Origin of the sequence: Streptomyces sp. NBC_00647 (assembly GCF_045207245.1) — a bacterium.
Taxonomy (GTDB): Bacteria; Actinomycetota; Actinomycetes; order Streptomycetales; family Streptomycetaceae; genus Streptomyces.
In genome coordinates, this window is the sequence record NZ_CP109040.1 from 6,456,406 (window position 1) to 6,478,105 (window position 21,700).

Annotated in this window: 18 protein-coding genes; 11 read left to right on the plus strand and 7 right to left on the minus strand. The window is 70.1% G+C overall.

Translation table 11 applies throughout. From position 1 onward, the window contains the following. Window positions 1-44 precede the first annotated feature (44 nt). From OG788_RS28510 to OG788_RS28525, 4 genes are all read left to right on the plus strand, one after another. Window positions 45-1,307: a glycosyltransferase gene (locus tag OG788_RS28510; RefSeq protein WP_351541234.1), complete on the plus strand. Its 1,263-nt coding sequence runs from the start codon at window positions 45-47 to the stop codon at window positions 1,305-1,307. Beyond that, window positions 1,304-2,980: a phospholipid carrier-dependent glycosyltransferase gene (locus tag OG788_RS28515; protein ID WP_351541231.1), complete on the plus strand. Its 1,677-nt coding sequence runs from the start codon at window positions 1,304-1,306 to the stop codon at window positions 2,978-2,980. The genes OG788_RS28510 and OG788_RS28515 overlap by 4 nt, the downstream gene beginning before the upstream one ends. Then, on the plus strand, window positions 2,977-4,182 hold the full coding sequence (locus OG788_RS28520; protein WP_406374305.1) for a glycosyltransferase: 1,206 nt from the start codon (window positions 2,977-2,979) through the stop codon (window positions 4,180-4,182). The genes OG788_RS28515 and OG788_RS28520 overlap by 4 nt, the downstream gene beginning before the upstream one ends. A 143-nt stretch (window positions 4,183-4,325) precedes the next feature. Beyond that, the gene (locus tag OG788_RS28525; RefSeq protein WP_406376873.1) at window positions 4,326-6,590 is read left to right on the plus strand and encodes a galactose oxidase-like domain-containing protein; all 2,265 of its coding nucleotides are present in this window, start codon (window positions 4,326-4,328) and stop codon (window positions 6,588-6,590) included. A 48-nt stretch (window positions 6,591-6,638) separates the two neighbouring features. On the opposite strand, the gene OG788_RS28530 is transcribed toward OG788_RS28525, so the two are convergent. From OG788_RS28530 to OG788_RS28545, 4 genes are all read right to left on the minus strand, one after another. After that, entirely contained in the window at window positions 6,639-7,364 is a 726-nt protein-coding gene (locus OG788_RS28530) for a Mut7-C RNAse domain-containing protein (protein ID WP_351541226.1), read from the minus strand. A 4-nt stretch (window positions 7,365-7,368) separates the two neighbouring features. Further along, entirely contained in the window at window positions 7,369-8,040 is a 672-nt protein-coding gene (locus OG788_RS28535) for a TetR/AcrR family transcriptional regulator (protein WP_406374306.1), read from the minus strand. Continuing rightward, a complete protein-coding gene (locus OG788_RS28540; RefSeq protein ID WP_406374307.1) occupies window positions 8,037-9,638 on the minus strand; it encodes an MFS transporter in 1,602 nt (533 codons plus the stop codon). The genes OG788_RS28535 and OG788_RS28540 overlap by 4 nt, the downstream gene beginning before the upstream one ends. Window positions 9,639-9,784: 146 nt before the next feature. Next, entirely contained in the window at window positions 9,785-10,498 is a 714-nt protein-coding gene (locus tag OG788_RS28545; protein ID WP_406374308.1) for a hemolysin III family protein, read from the minus strand. A 323-nt stretch (window positions 10,499-10,821) separates the two neighbouring features. Here OG788_RS28545 and OG788_RS28550 point away from each other — a divergent pair, with 323 nt between their 5' ends. From OG788_RS28550 to OG788_RS28580, 7 genes are all read left to right on the plus strand, one after another. Further along, window positions 10,822-12,648, plus strand: coding sequence for a phosphoenolpyruvate carboxykinase (GTP) (locus tag OG788_RS28550; RefSeq protein ID WP_406374309.1), 1,827 nt, complete (start codon window positions 10,822-10,824; stop codon window positions 12,646-12,648). Window positions 12,649-12,894: 246 nt separating this feature from the next. Continuing rightward, entirely contained in the window at window positions 12,895-13,857 is a 963-nt protein-coding gene (locus OG788_RS28555) for a serine/threonine-protein kinase (protein WP_351541214.1), read from the plus strand. Beyond that, window positions 13,844-14,308, plus strand: coding sequence for a hypothetical protein (locus tag OG788_RS28560; RefSeq protein ID WP_351541211.1), 465 nt, complete (start codon window positions 13,844-13,846; stop codon window positions 14,306-14,308). Before OG788_RS28555 ends, OG788_RS28560 begins: the two co-directional genes overlap by 14 nt. 139 nt (window positions 14,309-14,447) lie before the next feature. Further along, a complete protein-coding gene (locus tag OG788_RS28565; RefSeq protein WP_406374310.1) occupies window positions 14,448-15,542 on the plus strand; it encodes a hypothetical protein in 1,095 nt (364 codons plus the stop codon). Window positions 15,543-15,559: 17 nt separating this feature from the next. Further along, on the plus strand, window positions 15,560-16,321 hold the full coding sequence (locus OG788_RS28570; RefSeq protein WP_351541205.1) for a hypothetical protein: 762 nt from the start codon (window positions 15,560-15,562) through the stop codon (window positions 16,319-16,321). Between the two features lie 27 nt (window positions 16,322-16,348). Beyond that, window positions 16,349-17,155 (plus strand): PP2C family serine/threonine-protein phosphatase, encoded by an 807-nt coding sequence (locus OG788_RS28575; protein WP_356750409.1) that lies wholly within the window; start codon window positions 16,349-16,351, stop codon window positions 17,153-17,155. Further along, entirely contained in the window at window positions 17,152-18,312 is a 1,161-nt protein-coding gene (locus OG788_RS28580) for a hypothetical protein (RefSeq protein ID WP_406374311.1), read from the plus strand. Before OG788_RS28575 ends, OG788_RS28580 begins: the two co-directional genes overlap by 4 nt. A 79-nt stretch (window positions 18,313-18,391) precedes the next feature. On the opposite strand, the gene OG788_RS28585 is transcribed toward OG788_RS28580, so the two are convergent. The 3 genes from OG788_RS28585 to OG788_RS28595 are packed head-to-tail and all read right to left on the minus strand — an operon-like array spanning window position 18,392 to window position 21,700. Then, on the minus strand, window positions 18,392-19,000 hold the full coding sequence (locus tag OG788_RS28585; protein WP_406374312.1) for a hypothetical protein: 609 nt from the start codon (window positions 18,998-19,000) through the stop codon (window positions 18,392-18,394). Continuing rightward, complete coding sequence (locus OG788_RS28590) at window positions 18,987-20,531, minus strand: substrate-binding and vWA domain-containing protein (protein ID WP_406374313.1); 1,545 nt, start codon at window positions 20,529-20,531, stop codon at window positions 18,987-18,989. The genes OG788_RS28585 and OG788_RS28590 overlap by 14 nt, the downstream gene beginning before the upstream one ends. Then, window positions 20,528-21,700 (minus strand): toxic anion resistance protein, encoded by a 1,173-nt coding sequence (locus OG788_RS28595; protein ID WP_406374314.1) that lies wholly within the window; start codon window positions 21,698-21,700, stop codon window positions 20,528-20,530. The genes OG788_RS28590 and OG788_RS28595 overlap by 4 nt, the downstream gene beginning before the upstream one ends.

Below are 21,700 nucleotides of genomic sequence, written 5' to 3' on the forward strand. Positions count from 1 at the left end.
CGCACTGTCGCGACTGGGGGTTTTTGGGGATCTGGGGGGATCTGTTGCTCACGTCTGTCTTCATCGCTGCCGTTTCTCTGGCGCTCTTCTGGATGGCGGCCTTCACCTTGTGGTGGCAGATGCACGCGTGGCGTACGCCCGAAGTGCTCGCTTCCACCCGCTTCAGCAGTCCGGACGGGGGTGAGAGCCTGTCCTTCTCGCTGCTGCTGCCCGCACGGCACGAGCAGGCGGTGCTCGATCACACCATCCAGCGACTGCTGGAATCCAGCCACACCGACTTCGAGATCATCGTGATCGTGGGGCACGACGACCCGGACACCGCCGCGGTGGCCCGGAGTGCCGAGGCACGCGATCCACGCGTGCGGGTCGTCGTCGACCATCACGAGAAGAAGAACAAGCCGAAGGCCATGAACACGGCCCTGCCGCACTGCCGCGGCGATGTGGTCGGGGTCTTCGACGCCGAGGACCAGGTGCATCCGGAGCTGCTCGCCCACGTCGACCACGCGTTCCGCACGACGGAGGCGGATGTCGTCCAGGGCGGGGTGCAGCTCATCAACTTCCACTCCAGCTGGTACAGCCTGCGCAACTGCCTGGAGTACTTCTTCTGGTTCCGCTCGCGCCTTCATCTGCATGCGCAGAAAGGGTTCATCCCTCTCGGCGGCAACACCGTCTTCGTACGGACGACGGTGTTGCGGGAAGCCGACGGCTGGGACCCCGACTGCCTCGCGGAGGACTGCGATCTGGGCGTCCGGCTGTCCAGTGTCGGCAAGAAGGTCGTCGTCGCGTACGACTCCGACATGGTGACCAAGGAGGAGACGCCCGGCTCCTTGATGTCGCTGCTCAAGCAGCGCACCCGATGGAACCAGGGCTTCCTTCAGGTCTACCGCAAGCGCGACTGGAAGCAACTGCCGGGCTTCGGGCAGCGGTTGCTCGCCCGCTACACGCTGATGACGCCGTATCTCCAGGCGGTCTCCGGTGTGATCATCCCGCTCAACGTGGCGGTCGCGCTCTTCCTCGACGTGCCCGTCGGGATCGCCTTCATCACGTTCCTGCCCGCCGTGACCGCTCTGGTCACCTTCGTCTTCGAGCTTGTCGGACTGCACGACTTCGGTAAGCAGTACGGGCTTCGGGTCCGCTTCGTGCACTACCTGAAGCTCGTCGTCGGCGGCCCCTTCTATCAGGTGCTGCTCGCGGGTGCCGCCGTACGCGCCGTCTGGCGTGAACAACGGGGGCGCAACGACTGGGAGTTGACCAGTCATGTCGGCGCGCATCTCACCGAAGTGATCCGAGAGGACGTTCCTGCGTGACCTCCACCCTTCCCGCGGCGACCACACCCACGGTCCCCGCGCAGCGGCCTCCTGCGCCCAAAATCGTCCCGACGTCCTCTCCGGCCTCGCGTTTTCGCAGCTCGCGTTCCGATCTGATCCTGTGCGCGGTGCTGCTCGCGGCGATCCTCGTCGTGCAGGGCTGGAACATCGCGGCCTACCCGACCCTCAGCGACGACGAGGGCACCTACCTCGCCCAGGCCTGGGCCGTCCAGCAGGGCAAGGGCCTGGCCCACTACACGTACTGGTACGACCATCCGCCGCTCGGCTGGATCCAGATAGCCCTGCTGACCTGGATACCCGCGCACATCAGCCCCTCGCTGATGACCGTCGGCTCGATGCGCTTCGCGATGCTCGTGGTCAGCGCGGTGAGCGCGGTCCTGCTGTACGTCCTCGCGCGCCGGCTGTCGCTGCCGCGCTGGGCGGCCGGCCTGGCGATGGTCCTCTTCGGGCTCTCCCCGCTCTCGGTCGTGCTCCAGCGGGAGATCTTCCTCGACAACATCGCGGTGATGTGGACGCTGCTCGCGTTCTGCCTGGCCGCCTCGCCGAGCCGTCATCTCTGGCACCACTTCGGCGCGGGCCTCGCGGCCGCCACCGCGGTGCTGACCAAGGAGACGATGCTGGTCATCCTTCCCGCGCTGTTCATCACGATGTGGCGGCACAGCCATCGGGACACGCGCAAGTTCGCGATCACCGGCGCCGTCACCGCGTGCGTCCTGATCGGCACCGCGTACCCGCTCTTCGCCCTGCTGAAGGGCGAGTTGTTCCCGGGCGGCGGACACGTCTCGCTCTGGGAGGGCATCACCTACCAGATGAGCCGTCCCGGCTCCGGGTTCATCCTGGAGAGAGGCACCGGCTCGTACGGCGTCCTGCAGTCCTGGCTGTACTACGACCGGGTCCTGCCGCTCGGCGGACTCGCGGGCGCCCTGCTCCTGCTGGTCACCTTCCGCTGGTCGGTGACCGCGCGCGCCCTGGCCGGACCGGCGCTCACCGTGGCGGTCCTCGCCCTGGTGGCCCTGCGCCCGAACGGCTACCTGCCCGCGATGTACGTCATCCAGGCCCTTCCCTTCCTCGCCCTCGTCCTCGCCGGAGGCACCGCGAGCGTCGCCCACGCGGTGCTGCGCAGACGGCGGACCGACGAGGAGAAGACGTATGTGACGTGGGGGCGCCGCGGGCTGGCGGCGGTGCTCGTGGTGGCGGCCGGCGCCTATGTCGTGCCCCACTGGTACGACGGTGATCGCACGGCCGTGACAGCCGACGCCAACGCCCCCTACCGGGCGGCCTCTTCATGGCTGAAGACCGAGGTGAAGAACCCGGAGGACACGCGGGTCCTGGTCGACGACGCGCTCTGGCTCGACCTCGTGCACGACGGCTACCGGCCGGGCCTCGGCGCCATCTGGTTCTACAAGGCCGACCTCGACCCCGCGGTCACCAAGACGATGCCGCGCGGCTGGAAGGACCTCGACTACGTGGTCGCCTCCCCGACGGTACGGCGCGACGCGGTGGACCTGCCCAACGTGAAGGCCGCGATCGAGCACTCCACGGCGGTCGCCACCTTCGGCAGGGGCGAGGACCGCATCGAGATCCGGCGGATCGACGACACCACCGTCAGCACCGATACCACCACCACGGCCCGTTCCGGAGGCAGTCGATGAGCAGCTTCGAGAGCACTGTCCCGGACGAACTGGGCGACCCGGCGGTACGCGCCGTCGAGGTCCCGGAGCCCGGTGCCGTCACCATCGTCGTACCGACGTTCAACGAGGCGGCGAACATACGGGAGTTGCTGCACCAGATCACCGAGTCGGTGCCGGCGCGGCTGCCCTGTGAGGTGGTCTTCGTGGACGACTCCACGGACGACACCCCCGAGGTGATCCGCGAGGCCGCGCAGGACTGCCCGTTCCCGGTGACCGTGCTGCACCGCGAGGTGCCCGAGGGCGGGCTCGGCGGCGCGGTCGTGGAGGGGCTGAAGGCGGCGAGTTCCGACTGGATCGTCGTGATGGACGGGGACTGCCAGCATCCGCCGTCCCTGGTACCGGAGTTGGTCGCCTCCGGCGAGCGGGCGCACGCGGGCCTCGTGGTCGCCAGCCGGTACATCAAGGGCGGCAGCCGCGAAGGACTCGCGGGCGGCTATCGCATCGCCGTGTCGCGGGGGGCGACCTGGCTGACCAAGACGCTGTTCCCGCGCAAGCTGCGCGGCATCAGCGACCCGATGAGCGGGTTCTTCGCGATCCGCCGCAGCGCGGTCACCGCCGAGGTCCTGCAGCCGCTCGGCTACAAGATCCTGCTCGAACTGGCCGTGCGGAGCCGTCCCCGTCAGGTCACCGAGGTGCCCTTCGTCTTCCAGGACCGTTTCGCGGGCGAGTCCAAGTCGACCGCGCAGGAGGGCTTCCGGTTCCTGCGCCACCTCGTCGGGCTGCGCACCGCCTCGCCGGTCGCCCGCATGGTGGTCTTCGGGCTGATCGGCGCCACCGGCTTCGTGCCGAACCTGCTCGGCCTGTACGCGCTCACCGCCGCCGGAGTGCACTACGTCCCGGCGGAGATCCTCGCCAACCAGCTGGGCGTGGCCTGGAACTTCCTGCTCATCGAGCATCTGCTGTTCCGTGAGCGTCGCAAGCACCGCAGCCGGTGGGACCGCGTGGGCCGGTTCGCGCTGCTCGCCAACGCCGATCTGGTGCTGCGCATCCCGCTGATCGCGCTCTTCGTCCACCGCCTCGGCATGGGTGCCCTGTCCGCCACGGCGCTGGCCCTGGTGACGACCTTCGTTCTGCGCTTCGTCGGGACCGAAGCGCTGGTCTATCTGCCGCGCCGCACCAGCCAGAGCGGGCGCGAGAGCCGCACAGCGAGGAGAACCGCGTGAAATTCCGGGTGAGACCACGTCGGAGAACCGCCCTGCTGGCCGTGACGGGCCTGGCCGCCGGGCTGCTGCTCGTGTCACCGCAGCCCGCGTCCGCCGTCAACCTGATCACGAACCCGGGCTTCGAGACCGCCGGCACGGACGGCATGCCGTCCTGCTGGGAGAAGTCCGGCTGGGGCGACAACGACTTCAGCTTCGCGACCGTGACCGACGCCCATTCCGGCTCCAAGGCCATGAAGGTGACGCTGACCCGCCGGGTCGACGGCGACCGCAAGGCGCTGATCACCGAGTCCGCCGCGTGCGCGCCGGTGGTCACCGTGGGCAAGCAGTACGACCTCGGGCTCTACTACAAGACGACGACGCCCGACGCGGCGATCACGCTCTTCCGGCACGACACCACGGCGGGCTGGCAGTACTGGACCGACCTCAAGACCCTGGACATGGCGGCGGCCTGGACGCAGGCGACGGTGCGCACTCCGGCCGTCCCGGCGGGCACCGACCGCATCACCTGGGGTGTGTCCGTGTACGGCACGGGCTCCGCGACGACCGACGACTACACGATGGAGCAGGTCTCCGACCCCGTGCCGCCGGCCACCTGTACGGGAACGGCCGAGGAGTGCGCGAACGGGAAGTGGACGGTCCTGCCCACGCAGAACCCGGTGCGCTCCATGCACTCCGTCGTCCTCAACAACGGCAAGGTGCTGCTGATCGCGGGTTCCGGGAACAGCGAGGAGAACTTCGACGCGGGCACGTTCACGTCGGCGGTCTACAACCCGGCGACCGGCTCGTACAAGGTGATCCCCACGCCCAAGGACATGTTCTGTGCCGGGCACGTCCAGCTCGCCGACGGGCGGGTGCTGGTGATGAGCGGCAACAAGGCCTTCCCGGTGGCGGGCGGGCACGGGTACGAGGGGTACAAGGACTCGTACATCTTCGACCCGGTCACCGAGACGTACAGCAGGACGAACGACCTGAACGACGGCCACTGGTATCCGTCGGCCACCGAGCTGGGCAACGGTGACATCATCTCGTTCGGCGGTCTGCGCGAGGACTCCTCGGGTTCGGTGACCGCCGAGCGGTGGTCGAACGCCCAGCAGCAGTGGCTGCCGCTGTGGCAGGTCAACCAGACGTGGTCGTTCTGGGGCCTGTACCCGTCGATGATCCTGATGCAGGACGGCCGGCTCTTCTACTCGGGCAGCCATGTCTTCGGCGACGGCACCCCGGGCACCGGCTCGGCGATCTACGACTACGACGCCAACACCACGACCGCGGTCCCCGGTCTGCAGAACAAGGACGAACGCGACCAGTCGGCGAGCGTGCTGCTGCCTCCCGCGCAGGACCAGAAGGTCCTGACCCTCGGCGGCGGCAACATCGACTCGAACCCGGCCGCGAACCGGCTCACCGACATCATCGACCTCAAGGCCGCCAGCCCGGCGTACACGGTGGGCCCGCAGATCCCGCAGGGCACGGTGGACCTCGGCAACGGCAAGGTGGCGCAGACCGGCGCCCAGGGGAAGATGTACGTCTCCGCCGTCCTGCTGCCCGACGGCAAGGTCCTGGAGACGGGTGGCGGACTGCACAACCGCGCCGATCCCGTCTACGAGGCGTCGATCTTCGACCCCGCGACCTCGACGTTCGACCCGGTGACCGCCGACCCGCAGGCGCGTGGCTACCACTCCTCCGCGTTCCTGCTGCCCGACGGCCGGGTGATGGCCACCGGTGACAATCCGGGCAACGGAACCTGGAACCACAACGTGTCCATCTACACCCCGCCGTACCTCCTCAAGGGCACCCGCCCGACGATCACTTCGGTGATCGACAACGAGTGGGTGTACGGGGACACGCAGCGCATCACCGTCGACCGGCCCATCGTGAAGGCGGAGTTGATCCGGCCCGCCGCGGTGACGCACTCGTCCGACCCCAATCAGCGGTTCGTGGACCTGCCGCTGAGCGTGGACGGCAACAACGTCGACCTCAATGTGACGAGCAACCCCAACATGGCGCCGCCCGGCTGGTACATGCTCTTCGCGGTCGACGCCAACGGCGTTCCCTCGGTGGCCAAGTGGGTGCATCTCCAGGGGCCGTCCGCGCTCGCCGGGGACACCGCCTCGGCGCATGTCCACTCGTTCGCCGACTCCCTGGAGGGCACCGTCACGGAGCCGGGAAGGAAGCGGACCTCCCAGAAGGTGTCCACGACCATCTCGGGCTGCGACCGCCACTACGGCACGATCAACGTCTGTGTGCCGACGGTCTTCCCGGACGGAGTGAAGAAGACGACGGTCTCACGCTGCGCGTGGCTGAAGAAGAACGACTACGGGCGGCTGCGGATCAACGGAAAGGACGATCCGCTCGGACTCGATCCCAGCAAGGACGGACTGGCCTGCGGAAAGAAGGATCTGATCAAGCGGTAGGTCCGGAGTCCGGGCTGTGGGCCGGGGATGACTCCGGCCGACGGTCCGTCAGGTCCCGAACTCCGCGAGGGCGCGCTCCACGACTGTTTCCAGCCGGTCGTGGTGCGCGCCCTTCCAGTAGGCGCGCCCGCACTCCGCGCACTGGGCGAAGACGTCGTACGACCGCTCGGTGCCGCTCTCCAGTTGGTCCGCGACCTGCTGCTTGGTGGCCTTCTCGAGCAGGCCGTTGCACGCGGTGCAGCGCGTCCAGGGCTTCAGTTCGGGTGCGAACCGGCCCAGTACGTCCCGGAGTTGGTCGTCGGGGCGGGTGCTGTAGACGAAGCCGCCCGCCCACAGTTCACGGCGTCGCAGCAGTCCGCGGTCGCGGCTGAGCAGCACGCGCCGCTCGGCCGCCGAGCGGGCGGCGAGGGCCGGGTCTCCGATGTCGGTGGACTCGTACGCCGTGTCGACGCCGAGGAGGCGCATACGGCGGGCGAGGGTGCCGAGATGGACGTCGAGGAGGAAGCGCAGGGGTGCGCCGGGGACCCGCTGCGGGCGTTCGACCGGGCGGACCCGCACGGACTCGCCCGCGGCCGGGATGTGCGAGAAGGGCACGTCGCGTCCGTCCACGACCAGCGTGCCGACCTCGGTCAGCGGAACGCCGAGCGACTCGACGACATGACCGAGGGTGGAGGAGCCGTCGGTGCCGACGGGGGTGACTCCCGCGCGGCGGGCGTGCGGGACGAACAGCCCCAGTTCGGGGGCGAATTCGATGTGGATCTCCGGTCCGTTCACGTGGTCAGGATGTCATGCGGGATGCGCCCCGGGCCTCCGGGTTTCCCGGCGGGAGGCCGTGCTCCAGGACGTTCACGGCGCGCTCGACGAGGTCGGCGAAGTCGTCCTGGTGGCCGTGGTCGGCCCAGTACAGGGAGGTCTCCATCAGCCCCCCGATCAGGGACATCGCGAACACGCGGACCTCCAGGCTGTCCGGGTCCCGGCCGACGCGCTCCCCGATGGCCCGGCTCAGCAGCCGCCCGGTGACGGACGCGCTCTCCATCATCCGGGAACGCACCGCGGGGACCTCGACCATCAGCCGTGTCCGGAGCCGGCTGACCTCCGGGTCCTCGGAGTCGTTGAGGCCGATGGCCTTGCTGAGCACATGGCGCAGGGAGTCGAACCACGGCTCGTCCGCGGGGCGCTCCCGCAGTTCCTGTTCCAGGAGCGGGTCGTACTCGTCCGTGAGGACGATGTCCTCCTTGGTCGGGAAGTAGCGGAACACCGTGGACGGGGAGACCTCGGCCGCCTCCGCGATCTGCTCGATCGTCGTCGCGTCGTACCCCTGCTCCCCGATCAGCCGGTACGTCGCCTCGCGGATCGCGATGCGGGTCTTGATCTTCTTCCGCTCGCGGAGCCCGGGCTGGGGCTCCGTGGCGGGAGTGGAACTCTGTGCGGTGGCGGCCATGGTCCTCATTGTCCGGCATCCGCCGGGGCCGGGGCCATGTCGGTGTCCACCTCCGGTCCGGGGGCGGACTGCCGGGGGTTGGGCAGCAGGGCCGCCGCCAGCAGGGCGGTGACCAGGGCCGCGATCCCGCTGACCAGCAGGACCAGGTCCATGCCGTGGATGTAGGCGGCGTTCGCGGAGGCGGCGAGGGTGGGGTCGCCGAGCCGGTCGGCGACCACCTGGGCGCCGACCACCGAGTCGGCGGCGACGTCCGCGGCGGCGCGGGGCAGCGCGGAGGTGTCGAGGCGGTCGGCGTAGGTGCCCGCCAGCAGGGAGCCGAGCAGGGCGATGCCGATCGCGCTGCCCACCTGGCGGACCGTCATCAGCAGTCCGGAGCCGCTGCCGGCCCGGTCGCGGGGGAGCGCGCCGAGGGCGGCGGACATCGCGGGCACCACGGCGAAGCCGAAGCCGAGCCCGGCGACGGACAGCCACAGGGCGGTGACGCCGTACCCGTCGTCGACGGTCGTGCGGCTGCCGAGGAACGCGGCGAAGGAGAGGACGACGAGACCGGCGCTGATCACCGCGCGCGCCCCGAACCGGGCGAGCAGCGGCTGAGCGCCCCTGGAGGCGATCAGCAGTCCGCCCATCATCGGCAGCATCCGCACGCCGGTCGCGAGCGCGTCGTGTCCGAGGACCGCCTGGAGGTACTGCGGCAGCACGAACATCAGGCCGGACAGGACGAACATGACGAGCGTCGCGGCGAGGGTGTTGAGCAGGAAGCCGCGCTGGGCGAGCAGGGAGAGATCCAGCATCGGGCGGGGGCTGCGGCGTTCGCGGAGGACGAGCAGCGCGATCAGGGCGACGGAGGCGGCGAAGCAGCCGAGGACGAGCGGGTCGCCCCAGCCGCGGGTCGGGGCCTCGATGATGGCGTAGATCAGGACGCTGAGGCCGACCGCGGTGAGCGCGGTGGAGACGGCGTCGACCTTGGGCGAGGCGGGGTCGCGGGTCTCGGGGAGCAGGAAGGCGCAGGCGATGACGCCGATGGCGGCCATCGGCACGTTGACCAGGAAGACCGAGCCCCACCAGAAGTGGTCCAGCAGCCAGCCGCCGATGATCGGGCCGAGCGGCAGACCGAGCGCCGAGGCGGCGGAGACGGCTCCGACCGCCTTGGTGCGCTCGTCGGGTCCGAACAGCGAGGGCAGGACGGCCAGCGCGAGCGGCATCACCAGCGCGCCGCCGACACCCATCAGAGCGCGGGCGGCGATCACCCAGGTGACGTCGTCGACGAGGGCGCCGACCAGGGAGCCGGCGAGGAAGACCCCGAGGCCGGTGATGAGCATGCGGCGCCGGCCGAAGCGGTCGCCGAGCAGGCCCGCCGGGAGCATCAGGGCGGCGAAGACGACGACGTACGCGTCCGCCATCCACTGCTGCTCCCCGGTGGACGCGCCCAGGTCCCGGGCCATCGTCGGCAGCGCCACGTTGAGGATCGTCATGTCGAAGCCGAGGACGAGCATGCTCGCGACCAGCGCCCCGAGGGCCCACCAGCGCTGGGGGTGCCCCCGCTCGAACGAAGTCGGGAGTGGGGGAGGGTCGTGCCGAACGGCGTCGTCGTGCGCGGAAGTCTCCATGAATTGAGAGTAACTCTCAAAAGATGGATGCTGTCAATCCAGTGGGACTTTCAGTTCGTGGCGGACGGTTCGTCGCCGTGCCGGAAACGCACAGTGGCCGCGGCTTGGGAGCCGCGGCCACTGGAAGAAGGAAGGGGAGGGGAGGGTCAGCCGTGCTGGTAGGCCACCAGCGAGATGCCGACGTAGTGCACGATGAACGCCGCGAGAGTGAGGGAGTGGAAGACCTCGTGGAATCCGAACCAGCGCGGTGACGGGTTGGGGCGCTTGATTCCGTAGATCACTCCACCCGCGCTGTAGAGCAGGCCGCCGACGATCACCAGGACGAGGACGGCGATGCCCCCCGTCCGCATGAAGTCGGGGAGGAAGAAGACGGCCGCCCAGCCCATCGCGATGTAGCAGGGCGTGTAGAGCCAGCGCGGGGCACCGACCCAGAACACCCGGAAGATGATGCCCGCCGCCGCGGCGGCCCAGATGCTCCACAGGAGCCACTGCCCCTTGGCCTCGGGCAGCAGCAGCATGGTCAGCGGCGTGTAGGTGCCCGCGATGATCAGGAAGATGTTCGCGTGGTCGAGTCTGCGCAGGACGCCGTCCATCCGCGGGCTCCAGTTGCCGCGGTGGTAGAGGGCGCTCACTCCGAACAGGAGGCAGGCCGTCAGGGCGAAGATTCCGCAGGCGATGCGACCGCGGGTCGAGGTCGCCAGCGCGGTGAGGATCAGTCCGGAGACGAGGACGGCCGGGAACATGCCGAGGTGCAGCCAGCCGCGGAGCTTGGGCTTGATCTCTTCCGACAAGGAGTGCGCGACAGACGCGTGGCCGGCGGCCGGCGTGTCCGTGGGCGCGTCGGGGACGGACGCAGTCATGGGCCGCATCGTACCTACGGAACCGTAAGTTACGTGTCAGTCCCGCGTAAGCACGCCGCAATAGTGGCCATGGTCTCACGCGGGTGGCCGGACGTCGCGGGGTACCGGCGGTGAACCCGGAGCGAGCGGGGGGAAACCTCCCGGCAAGTGGCGATGCTCACTCCGCTCAGGTGTGAGGCCCTCTGGACATATGCGCGGCTCAGTCGGATCATCAAATGAGTGCGGTCGGCACCGGATGAGCGCCAGGGGTTCCATCACCGTGAAGCATCCGGGTCGCAGCCCCCACGGGGCACCAAAACAAAAACCCTCATTTAGGAGCAATCGTGGCGCGCGACATCGCGGCTCCCGTCCCGACCAACCACAAGGAACTGATCTCGTGGGTCAACGAGATCGCCGAACTGACCCAGCCGGACAGCGTGGTCTGGTGTGACGGATCCGAGGCCGAGTACGAGCGCCTGAGCGAGGAGCTCGTCCGCAAGGGCACCTTCAAGAAGCTCGACCCGATCAAGCGCCCCAACTCGTACTACGCCGCTTCCGACCCGACCGATGTCGCGCGGGTCGAGGACCGGACGTTCATCTGCTCCGAGAAGGAAGAGGACGCGGGCCCGACCAACCACTGGAAGGCCCCCGCCGAGATGCGGGAGATCTTCCAGGGCCAGGGCGGCGAGGGCGGCGTGTTCCGCGGCTCGATGAAGGGCCGGACGATGTACGTCGTCCCGTTCTGCATGGGCCCGCTCGGCTCGGACCTCTCCGCGATCGGCGTCGAGATCACCGACTCCGCCTACGTCGCCGTGTCGATGCGCACCATGACCCGCATGGGACAGCCCGTCCTGGACGAGCTCGGCAACGACGGCTTCTTCGTGCGTGCAGTGCACACGCTCGGAGCGCCGCTGGCCGAGGGCGAGGCGGACGTGCCGTGGCCGTGCAACTCCACGAAGTACATCTCGCACTTCCCGGAGACCCGCGAGATCTGGTCGTACGGCTCCGGCTACGGCGGCAACGCGCTCCTCGGCAAGAAGTGCTACGCCCTGCGCATCGCCTCCGTGATGGCGCGCGACGAGGGCTGGCTCGCCGAGCACATGCTGATCCTCAAACTGACGCCGCCGCAGGGCGAGTCGAAGTACGTCGCCGCCGCCTTCCCGAGCGCCTGCGGCAAGACGAACCTCGCGATGCTGGAGCCCACGATCTCCGGCTGGACGGTCGAGACGATCGGTGACGACATCGCCTGGATGCGGTTCGGCGAGGACGGCCAGCTGTACGCGATCAACCCCGAGGCCGGCTTCTTCGGCGTCGCGCCCGGCACCGGTGAGCACACCAACGCCAACGCGATGAAGACGCTGTGGGGCAACTCCGTCTTCACCAACGTCGCGCTCACCGACGACAACGACATCTGGTGGGAGGGCATGACGGAGGAGACTCCGGCACACCTGACCGACTGGAAGGGCAACGACTGGACCCCGGAGTCCGCCACGCCCGCCGCGCACCCCAACGCCCGCTTCACCACGCCCGCCTCGCAGTGCCCGATCATCGCGCCCGAGTGGGAGGACCCCAGGGGCGTGCCGATCTCGGCGATCCTCTTCGGTGGCCGCCGCGCCACGGCCGTGCCGCTGGTGACGGAGTCCTTCGACTGGAACCACGGTGTCTTCCTCGGCGCGAACGTGGCCTCCGAGAAGACCGCCGCCGCCGAGGGCAAGGTCGGCGAGCTGCGTCGCGACCCCTTCGCCATGCTGCCGTTCTGCGGCTACAACATGGGCGACTACATGGGCCACTGGGTCGACGTCGCCAAGGACAAGGACCAGGCGAAGCTCCCGAAGATCTACTACGTGAACTGGTTCCGCAAGAACGACGCGGGCAAGTTCGTGTGGCCCGGCTTCGGCGAGAACAGCCGCGTCCTGAAGTGGATCGTCGAGCGCCTCGACGGCAAGGCCGAGGGCGTCGAGACCCCGATCGGCGTCCTGCCGACCCGAGAGTCCCTCGACACCGACGGTCTCGAACTGGCCGAGTCAGACCTCGACTTCCTGCTCACGGTCGACAAGGAGGTCTGGCGCGAGGAGGCCGCCCTGGTCCCCGAGCACCTCAACACCTTCGGTGAGCACACGCCCAAGGAACTGTGGGACGAGTACCGCGCGCTGGTGCAGCGCCTGGGCTGACGCCCCCTGTGGCTCCGCGGCCGATCTGTGTTGCCCTGACCTGCGACCGTTGCGGAGGTCGGCCGCGGTGACAGCACCCCGCCGGGGTCCCGCGCACATCTGTGCGGGACCCCGGCTTTTTCGTCCCCTCCGCCCCTGCCCGTGCCGGAACGGCTGAAAAAGCGGGGATTTCGCGGGACACTCCTGACATCCTGCAGTGGACCCCGAAATGAGGTGGGCGGGGTGCGTACGCCTGTCAGTGACCCCATGAAGATCGGTCCCTACCGCATCGTGGGGCGGCTCGGCTCCGGCGGCATGGGATGGGTGTATCTCGGCCGGTCGCCCTCCGGGCGCGAGGTCGCGGTGAAGGTGGTGCGGCCCGAACTCGCGGCGGAGGGCGAGTTCCGGGAGCGCTTCGCGCGCGAGGTCGCGGCTGCACGGGTGGTCAGCGGCGCGTACACCGCGGCCGTCGTCGACGCCGACACCGAGGCCGAACTGCCCTGGCTGGCCACCCTGTACGTGCCCGGCCCCTCGCTCGCCGAGGCGGTCCACACCGACGGGCCCCTGCCCGAGCCGCAGGTACGGCGGCTCGGTGCCGGCCTGGTCGAGGCGCTCCAGGCCATCCACGCCGCCCGCGTGGTGCACCGCGATCTCAAACCGGCGAACGTGCTCCTCGCCTCCGACGGGCCGCGTGTCATCGACTTCGGGATCTCCCGCGTCGACGGCGCCCCCGGCCTCACCCAGGTCGGCGTCGTCGTCGGTACCCCGCCCTTCATGTCGCCCGAGCAGATCAAGGGAGCCGCGGTGGGCCCGCCCAGCGACGTCTTCTCCCTCGGCGGGGTCCTTGTGTACGCCCTCACCGGGCGCCCTCCGCACGGCAGCGGAGAGGCCGTGCGCTACCGGGTCGTCCTCGCCGAACCCGAACTAGACGGCATATCCGGGCCGATGCGGGAACTGATCGCGCGCTGCCTGGCCAAGCGGCCCGAGGAGCGGCCTCAACTGGACGATCTCCTGGCCGGGTTGCTGGAGCAGGAGCCCCGGCAGGCGGCCTGGCCGCCGCCCACGGTGGCCCACAGCATCAAGGCGCGCACCCGGGACCTGATGAAGCGCCGCAAGGAGAGCAGCAGCGTGTCCGTCCCCTCTTGTCTGCTGTCGCACGCCCAGGCGCTGCTCGACGCCGGTCTGACCGACGCGATGGTCGCCGAGGCGGTGGGCCGTGGCGACGTCTGAGTCCCTTTCCGGCCGGGGCCACGAGATTCTGGAAATCGGCACGCACTGGCGGCAGTTGGTGCAGAACTGGGTGACCAGACGGAATTACCACACCGCGACCGACACCGTTTCCGTCTCCATGCAATTCGACCTGGAGGAAACGGGGCGGATGGTCACCGTGCGCTTCATGACGACCAAGAGACTGCTGGTCGCCTTCGCGACCGACGGGCATTATCTGCGCCGGGACCAACTCGCCGTCGCCGCGGCCGCGTCGAACGCGTGGAATACCGAACAACTGAACCCGATGCTGTCCGTGTGGGACGTACGGGGCCCGCGCCCTTGTCTCGCAGGGGTGTGCGACCTTCCCCTGACCTGTCGCATGACGCAAACGGATTTCGATGCTTTGGCCAGCGATTGGGTGGAACGGGCGAGACAGATGTTCACCCGCTGCCATCAGGTGTTCGAGTTGTAGAAGATATGCCTGTTGCGTGACTCAAAGCCTTACAAAGGCGCGCCGGGTTCCGCCACTATGGGCAAGTGCTTTTCAGGGCCGCGGGGGTGCTGCTTTGGGCCACGGGGGGTTGTCGATGCGGCGTTGGCTTTCTTCGATCGTGTTTTCCGGAGTGCTGGTCGCACTGGCTCCGGCGGCGGCCTCGGCGGCCGACGAAACGTGCGGCGTGCACTTCGACCAGCTGCTCACGTGCTGGTCCCGGTCGATCGGCAAGGGGACGGTTCACGTCACCCTCGACCGGGAACTGCCGCTCGACGGTGATGCGGGGAAACGCAAGGACGCCGAGCGGACCGTGATGGCACAGCGCTCGGCACTCGTGGTCGAGGTGCCGCCCGGTGTCCGGACCGGAGAGGGCGGAACTGCACTCCTCATGCTGGCGGACCCGAAGACGAGGGTCGTCGCGAAGGGCGCCGTCATCGACCCGCTGGCGCCGGAAACCCTGACCGAGCTGGACGGCATCGGAGCGTGCGTGTCCAAGGAGGGCAAGGACACCTGCGCCCCGCTCCGCGAGGGCCGTTCCCCGAAGGGCCGCGACCTCATCACCGCGAGCCTGGCCGTCGACCTCGACCAGCACACGTACACCGTCTCCGGCTCCCAGGACCCGCCATCCGTCACGCCGAGTCCCACCGGGACCACCTCCTCCGGCAAGGACGACCAGAAAGGGAAGACCGAGAAGGCCGTCACCCCGGCCCCGGGACCAGGCCCCGACCCGGTCGCCGAATCCGGCTGGGACACCGCCACCCAGGTGCTCGCCGTCCTCTGCGCCGTACTCGTCCTCCTCCTCGGGCTGCTCCTCTTCCTGATCCGCCGTTCCTCCCACGCCGTCGGCACCCTGTCCCGGCGCGCGCTCGCCGCGCCGGGCGTCGGCGCCGTGCCGACCGTCGCGGCGCCGCGCACCCGGGCGCCCGACGAGGCCACCACCCGTCTCAGGGTCACGCCGACACCGCGTCACGGACGGCGGGTCGGCAACGTACCGGGACCCGTCAGGGCCGCCGTCGTCCGCACCGAACTGCACCCGCAGGGCTATGTCGAGGTCGACCACGTGCTGTACCGGGCCGTGTGGGCCGAGCCGGGACGCCCGCCGCCCGCACCCGGCGGACTCGTCGACGTCACCGACGCACGGGAACGGGACTCCGACGTCCTCTACGCGTTTCCGCCGACCACCGGACGGCACGCCAAAGCCGGCCGGCCCTGAGACCAGGAGAGATCCCCATGCACAGCGAATACCCGCCCACCCTGCCGGCGGAGTACGCCGACATCGAGTTCGAGAACAACGCCCAGCGGCTGCCGCTCGTGCTCTGTCTCGACATCTCGAGCTCCATGGCGGGTCAGCCCATCCAGACGCTCAACAACGCGCTCGCCGAGTGGACCCGGGAACTGCACGACGACGTCAGCCTCAGCTACAGCGTCGAGGTCGCCGTGGTCACCTTCGGCGGCAACGGCGTAGCGGCCTGGCGCGGGCCCCAGCTCCTCGCCCCGCGCGCCCCGGTGAGCCCCTTCGTGCCCGCGCACATGTTCCAGCCGCCGCGGCTCGCCGCCGCCGGGGTCACCCTGATGACCGAGGCCCTCGAACTGTCCATGCACATCGTCGCCGCCCGCAAGGCCGAGCTGCGCGCCTCCGGACTCCAGTACTACCGGCCGCAGATCTGTCTGGTCACCGACGGACTGCCGACCGACGCCACCGGCCATCTCACCGACACCTGGCACCGGTTGATCCCGGTGCTCGCGGACGAGCAGCGGGCCCGCCGCTTCCGGCTGTACGCGATCGGCGTCGGCGGGATCACGGACAGGGGCGAGCAGGTGCTCCGGGCGTTCGCGCCGAAGTTCAACGCCCGGCTGCAGGGATTCCCGTTCCGGGAGCTGCTCCAGATGATGTCCGCGAGTGCCAACGCCGAGCAGAAGGGCGCGGGCGACGAGGTCTTCGAGAAGATCTTCAGCCAGTTCAAGACGCAGCGCCCGGCCTGGGAATCGTGACCGACGACCGGATGGGATTCCTGACTGATGACCGGAGTCGACGAGCGGGAGACGCCGTGGCGGATCCACGGCATGAGTGTCGAGGGCTACCGGCACCGCCGCCAGGGGCTGCCCTGCCAGGACGCCTGCGCGTACGCGGTGACGGCGTCCGTGGCGGTCCTCGCGGTCGCGGACGGCGCGGGCAGCAGACCGCGCTCCGAGGAGGGCTCGCGCCTCGCGGTCGAGCTGGCCGCCGAGCACTTCGCGCGCCGGGCCGCCACCGCGGCGGACCGCCGTCCCGGTGAGGCCGTGCACGAGCTGCTGGAGGACGCCTTCCACGACGTCTGCAAGGTGTTCCTGGACCGGACGGGTGCCGACGCGGCGGATTTCGCGACGACGCTCACCGTGGTCGTGCTCGCACGGGGCTGGCTCGGCCATCTGACCGTGGGCGACGGCTTCGTCGTCCTGCGGGCCGGTACGGAGGACGGCGAGCGGCAGTTCCATCTGCTGCCGCAGCCGGCGGCGGCCAGCGAGTACAGCAACGAGACGGTCTTCCTGACGTCGCCGGACGCGGCCCGCTGGGTGCACACCGACTGTGTGTCCGACGAGGGGATCGACGGGGTGCTGCTGTCCACCGACGGGCTGGCGCAGGCCGCGCTCAACCGTTCCGGAGGCGGCGCGCTGTCCCCGAACGCGTCGTTCGCGGAGGCCGTCTTCCGCTCCCTCGACGTTCCCGGTCCGGTGAGCGAGGCCGCCCACGAGGGCCTCGCGACCCTGCTCCGGTCGGACCGGCTCACCGCCCTCAACGCCGACGACAAGACCCTGCTGCGGGCCGTGCTCAAGGCGCGCCCATGAGCGGCCTCACCGTGTTCCTGGACGGCAAGCCGGTCACCCTCGCCGAACTGCCCCTCAAGGGCGGCGGCCAGGCGGCCGTCTTCCCCGTCGTCGGCGACGACGGCATCGTCGTCAAGCTGTACCGCGAACCCCCGGGCCCCGAGCAGGAGCGCCGGCTGACGCGGATGCTGACCATGTCCCCGCTCGCGGCCCGCCCCACCGACGCCTCCCAGCCGCCCGAACTGGCCTGGCCGACCGCCCTCGCCCGCGGCTCCCAGGGCGAGTTCCTCGGCTACGCCATGCGCCGCTTCGGCGAACCCCAGCACGTCCAGCTGATCGGCCTGTTCACCCGGGCCCAGCGCCTCAAGCTCTTCGCCGACCGGGCGGACTGGCGCTTTCTGCTCGGCGTCGCCTGGAACCTCGCCTTCATGACCGCCCGCATGCACTACGACAACCTCGTCATCGGCGACTTCTCCAGCAGCAACGTCGTCGTCGACGCCAACGGCTTCGTCACCTTCCTCGACTGCGACTCCATCGCCTTCGACGACCCGGTGACCGGGGAGCTCTTCCCCTGCCTGATGCACACCACCGACTACTCGTCCCCCGAGCGGCAGGCCGGCGGCCCCGCCACCCGCGCCACCGACGACTTCGCCCTCGCGGTCCTCGTCTACCAGCTGCTGACCGCGGGCAACCACCCCTTCGGCGGTGTCCCGCACGACAGCGCCTCCGAGTCGACGGTCAAGGACAACATCGCCGCCAGCTGCTCGTACGTCGTGCGCCCCGAGCGGGTCGTCATCCCGCGCGGCACCATCGACCCCTCCGTGCTCCCGCCCGAACTCCTCGCCCTGGCCCGCTCCGCCTTCGGCCCCGGCGTGCACGACCCCGCCACCCGGCCCCCGGCCGAGGCGTGGCTGCGCGCCCTGGACAAGGAGCGCGCGCTGGTGCGGGTCTGTCCGGGCCGCCCGCTGCACGCGTTCGGCTCGCATCTGACCGCGTGCCCCTGGTGCACCCGGGCGGCGCTCACCGGGCACGACGTGTTCAACGGGCCCGCCGCGGTGCCGGCGCAGGGCGCGCCGCCGCAGACACCGGCGCAGGGTGAGCCCTGGCCCGCGGCGCTGAAGGTGGCGCTGCTCGTCCTGGTGGTCGTGATCCTGGTGGTGATCGCGGCGAGCGCGTGATCGGCGGTCATGACGAGCGGCGGTCATGGCGAGCGGCCGCGGTCACCGCCGGGGCCGCCGGCACCGGGGAACGCCGCGTTCACTGCGAGCGGCCGCGGTCCTCCAGGTACCGGGTGTGCGACTCCTGGCGGCGTGCCTCCGTTTCCCGCAGGGCCGCCGCGAGCCGCTCCGACTCCTCGTGCAGCAGGCCGAGCTGACGTTCCAGGTGGCGCTCCGGGGGTTCGGCACCGGGGGTCAGGCGGGTCCACCACCGGGTGCGGACGAAGGTGTCGACCGCCTCGGGGATGTCCTGCCGTACGGCGCGCGACAGGGCGTGCACGCCTTCCGGGTCCTGGGCGAGGACCTCGGCGACCCAGCCGGGATCGAGCAGGGCGGCGAGGACCTCGGTCAGCTCGGTGAGCCGGCCCGCGGCCGCAGGAGGCAGTTCGACGCCGTCCAGGTACTCCCGCAGCTTGCCGAAGTCAGCCCGGAGTTGCTCGAGTTGGGCCGAGGGGTCCGGGAAGTCGGGAAGGGCGGGGCGTTCCGGCGGGGCGATCAGCGCGCCCGCGCCGTACAGACCCGCGACGACGACCGGCCAGTACGGACCGGCCACCCCGGCGAAGGTCAGCGCGAGTCCGGCGATCCCGCAGGCGCTGCCGGTCAGGTTCTTGCGGGACTCGAGGAAGCCGAGGAGCCTACTGGTAGCCACGGATCTCCTCGAAGGCGCCGTCGAGCGAGCCCTTCCGGGCATCGAAGAGACGGCCGCCGGTCAGGTCGGCGATGTGCTGGAGCTCGCGGCGGTCGGAGTCGCCGAACAGGATGGGGAACACGGGGATCCGGCGCTGGCCGCCCGGCAGCCGGCCGTAGAAGGCGTCGAAGTCGGACGGGCCCGCGCCCCTGGTGTTCTCGCCGTCCGTCATCAGCACGATCGAGGTGAACGTGTCCTCGTCGGCGCCCAGATGCTCGTACGCCTTCTCCAGCGAGGTGTAGATCGCGGTGTCGCCGTCGGCGCTCAGCGTGCGGGTGTCCTCGCGGATCGCGTCGAGCCCGGCCTTCGGGTTCTCGGGGCGGACGACGTGCGTGCGGACGCTCTTGACCTCCGAGCCGAACGGCATGAAGGTCACTTCCTCGCGGTCGCGGAAGTCGCCGGTCAGATCGCCGAGCGCCTTCTTCAGCCGGTCGAGGCGGTCGCCGTCCATCGAGCCCGAGGTGTCGAGGACGTAGACCGTCCTGGACGGCCGGCGCAGTTTGTTCTCGTAGGAGTCGAGGAGCCGGTCGGCGACGGACCGGCTTCCCGGGAAGGGGAGTTCACGCCGTCGTCCGGTGTCGAGGCCGGCCGCCGGGGCGACGGAGGCGACGACCGGGCGGCGGTGTGTCTGCTCGGTGATCCGCTTCTGGGTGGCGGGCGCGCGCAGGGCCTCGGCAAGGCGCCGGACGGTCTCGCGGGTGTCCTTGGAGGAAGCTGCCAGGGAGGAGAGCGGATAGTCGGCGGTCACCACGCCGTCACGCGGGCGGATGACCGTCAGGCCCTTCACCGTCGTGAGGACGGACTCGTAGTTGAGCAGGGCGTCCACGGTGCCGCGGCGCTCGTAGGCGGTGGCCAGCCAGCCCGACGAACCCGACGTCAGCTTCTGCCCCTTGAAGAACTCCCGCAGGTGCGGCGTCGCCTTGTCCACGTCGGCGTCCGTGAGCGCCGACTGGGCGCCGGACAGTCCGGAGGCCACCGAGATCAGTGTGGAGAAACCGGAGTTGGAGCGCGCCGGATCGGTCATGCCGTACGTCAGCTTTCCGTCCGTCACGGCCTTCTCCACCTGCGACCAGGTGACGTCGTCCGGCTTCCAGCCGAGGCCGCTCACCGTCGCCGGCTTGACGCCGATGGCCACCGGGCTCGACATGACCGGCGTCTCCGAGACGACCTTCCTCGCGGCGTCGGGGCGCAGGTGCAGAAAGGTGTTGGAGGAGAGCCACAGGGCGTCGAACCTGTTGTCCGCCGAGCCCCGCGCGATCAGGTCCACGGCGGCGAGCGTGCCCATGTAGGTGGGCTCGACCGTGATGCCGGTGTCCCGCCTGATCGTCTCCAGCACCGGCTTCATGTCGGAGAGTTCGCTGGAGGCGAGGACGCGGAGGGTGCCGGGCTCGGGGGCGGCGGCGTCGGGCTTCCGCTCCTCCTGGCCGGCCGTGCACGCGGTGACCGCGAGCAGGGCCACGACGGCGCAGGCCGTCCGTCGGACCGCTCTCATCCGAGCCCGCCTTCCAGGGCGCCCTGCGAACGGCTGCGCTCCAGGTAGGCACCGGCGTGCCGGAGTTCGGCGGTCAGGGACTCCACGGTCGCGGCCATCGTCTCGGTCGCCTGCACCTTGTAGGTGTCGATGGCGTCCAGGGTGCGGTAGATCTGCTGGAAGGCGTTGCGGAGGGTCTCAGCGCCGACGGCCGGGTCGGCGGCGATGCGCTGGATTTCGCCGCTCTGGGTGGCGAGCATCTCGGCGTTGCCGCGAATGAGGTCCTCGGTCGTGCCGCGCAGGGCGTTGACCTGGTCGACGACCTTGCGCTGGTTGTCGAGCGCGGAGGCGAGCATCACCGAGATGCGCAGCGCGGAGACCGTGGTGGTGGCCGCGCGGTCGACGCCCTTGATGAGTTCCTCGTTGTTGCGCCGGACCACGTCCATCGCCAGATAGCCCTGGGCGCACACCGCGAGCTGGGTGAGCAGGTCCTGGTGCTTCTGCCGGACCGGGAAGAGCACGTCGGAGCGGAGCGTGTCGGCCTGCGTGGGGTCCGCGGCGTCGACGCCCGCGATGTGGTCCTCGACCGCGGTGTCCAGTGCCTGGGTCAGGACGACGTACTCCTGGAGCTTGCCCATCGTCTCCCAGAGCCGGACGCGTTCGGTCTGCAGTGCCGCGTTGTCCCGGCGCAGTTCGTCCTGGCCGCCGCGCAGCGAGCCGATGATCTTGTTCAACGTGCCTTGTGCGGAGGCGTACTTGGCGACGTGGTCGCGCAGTCTGTTGCCGCCCGGCAGCTTGGACAGGAACTTCCGCCCCTTGCTCGCGGACAGCTCCCGCGGATCCAGGTCCTCGACCACGCGCCGGAGTTCGACGAGCGAGCCCGCGACGTGCGACTGGGCGTCCTCGCCCTTGGAGGGAAGACTGCGGATCGTCCGCTCCAGCATGCGGTTCGACTGGGCGGCGGCGCCGCGCATCTCGTTCGACCCCAGCCCGGCGATCTCCCCGACCTTGCCCGCGAATTCGGGCGAGCGGGCGTCCAGGTGGGCGAGTCCGCCGACGTACTCCGCGGCGCGCCGCGCCATCTCGTCCTGCGTACCCGGGTCGACGGGGACGAGTCCGCCGGCCTTCTCGCGGGGCACGGGGGCGACGGCCTCGGGAGGCGTGAGGGTGAATGTCTCTTCGGTGGTCAT